Annotated in this window: 2 protein-coding genes; both read left to right on the forward strand. The window is 37.7% G+C overall.

What is annotated here, in order from left to right:
* The first annotated feature begins 42 nt into the window (after positions 1–42).
* Positions 43–183: a hypothetical protein gene (locus KPL55_RS25500; RefSeq protein WP_216309554.1), complete on the forward strand. Its 141-nt coding sequence runs from the start codon at positions 43–45 to the stop codon at positions 181–183.
* Positions 184–403: 220 nt separating this feature from the next.
* Positions 404–1831: a group II intron reverse transcriptase/maturase gene (gene ltrA / locus KPL55_RS25505; protein ID WP_216309555.1), complete on the forward strand. Its 1428-nt coding sequence runs from the start codon at positions 404–406 to the stop codon at positions 1829–1831.
* Positions 1832–1909: the final 78 nt, after the last annotated feature.

Raw genomic sequence — 1909 nt, forward strand, 5'->3', positions numbered from 1 at the left:
GTGTGCCAGGCATGGCAATTAACTAGGTGGTGAAAGTCCACTGTGGGGGTCTGTAGTTACCAACCACTAGCTGAAGACAAGGTATCCACCGTGAGGTGTGAGCTGGAGGAAGTCCTAGGCAAAGTTCCGACCCAAGGAATACGAACATTTTCAGGCAAACTATTTGTGGATGAGTCTGCTTAACAAGACAAAGTCCTATAACTACATAGAACGAATAGGTGTAAAGAATGTGGGTACATGGAATGAAAGTGAATTGTCTTACCCTGGGATATCTCATGGACATGCAGAGATGAATTTCAAAACATGGTCGAAAACGGTTTATCATGAGAAGTCAGCAGAGGTCATAGTACCAGATATTGTTAACGATATTTGGGAAGGACTGAACATTAGGAGGTGAAAGTAAATGAAAGTTACTAATGAAGAAATTAAGTACAGCCAACTTCAAATTAATTTTGAAGGCTCTATGCAAGAGGATAGTGCGGAACATGAAAGCAATGCAGGAGCGTATGCTTCTTCAAAGATAACTGGAAACAACATCACCAATGGATTCGAGGTAAATGACAGATTGTTAGAGAAAATTATGGATAAGGAAAACGTAAGAGTTGCCTTAAAACGAGTTATTTCAAATAAAGGAAGCCATGGAATAGATGGGATGAAAGTCGATGAACTTCGTGCTTATCTCAACGAAAATTGGATTACTTTGAAACAATCAGTCATGGACGGGAAATTTCGTCCCAATCCCGCTCGGAGAGTGGAAATACTTAAAGAAGACGGGATTAAGAAAAGAAAGTTAGGAATACCAACTACAATTGATAGAGTTATCCAACAAGCAATTGCGCAGATTTTAAGCCCTATGTACGAAGTACAATTTTCAGATAGCAGTTACGGATTTAGACCAAATCGAAGTGCGCATCAAGCCATACGGAAATGCCAACAGTATATCCAAGAAGGCTATAACTACGCAGTAGACATGGATTTAGAAAAGTATTTCGATACAATCGACCATAGCAAACTTATTGAAATTCTATCTAGGACAATTAAGGATGGAAGAGTAATATCTCTTATCCATAAATATCTTAGGGCTGGAGTAGTAATAGGAGGCACCTTTGAAGAAACAATTGAGGGTGTTATGCAAGGTGGACCACTCAGCCCGCTTCTTGGGAATGTTATGTTAAATGAATTAGACAAAGTATTAGAGGCAAGAGGGCACCGCTTTGCAAGGTATGCAGATGACCTTATGATTTATTGTAAAAGCAAAAGAAGTGCAATGCGTATTATGGATAACACTGTATCATTTGTGGAAAAGAAACTATTTCTAAAAGTAAATAGAGAAAAGACGAAGGTAGACCTAGTATGGAAGTTAAAATTCCTTGGATTTTCATTTTATAAAACCAAGGGTGAAGTTAGAGTGAGAATACATCCAAAGTCTATTATCAAGATGAGAGCCAAAGTTAAGGTTCTTACAGGGAGAAGTTATGGTTTAAGTAATGAAGAAAGACCAATAAAGTTAAGACGTTACATTATGGGATGGATTAACTATTTTAAGATTGCAGACATAAAATCATTACTTAAAACTGTGGACCAATGGATGCGACGACGAATACGAATGGTTTATTGGAAGCAATGGAAGAAGGTTAGAACTAGACTTAGTCAACTAATTTCTCTTGGTATTGAGAAAAGTAAAGCATGGGAATTCGCCAATACAAGAAAAGGCTATTGGAGAATCTCCAATAGCCCAATCATGAGTCGCTCATTAACAAATGACACTCTAAAGAAACGTAACTACATATTCTTTTCGGATTATTATAACCACGTTAAATTCGTAAACTAATGAAACGCCTTATACCGAACGGTACGTAGGGTGTTGTGAAAGGGGCGAAACATTTTAATTGTTAGCCTCTATTCGATT

The organism is Clostridium lacusfryxellense (genome assembly GCF_018861735.1).
GTDB lineage: Bacteria > Bacillota > Clostridia > Clostridiales > Clostridiaceae > Clostridium_AD > Clostridium_AD lacusfryxellense.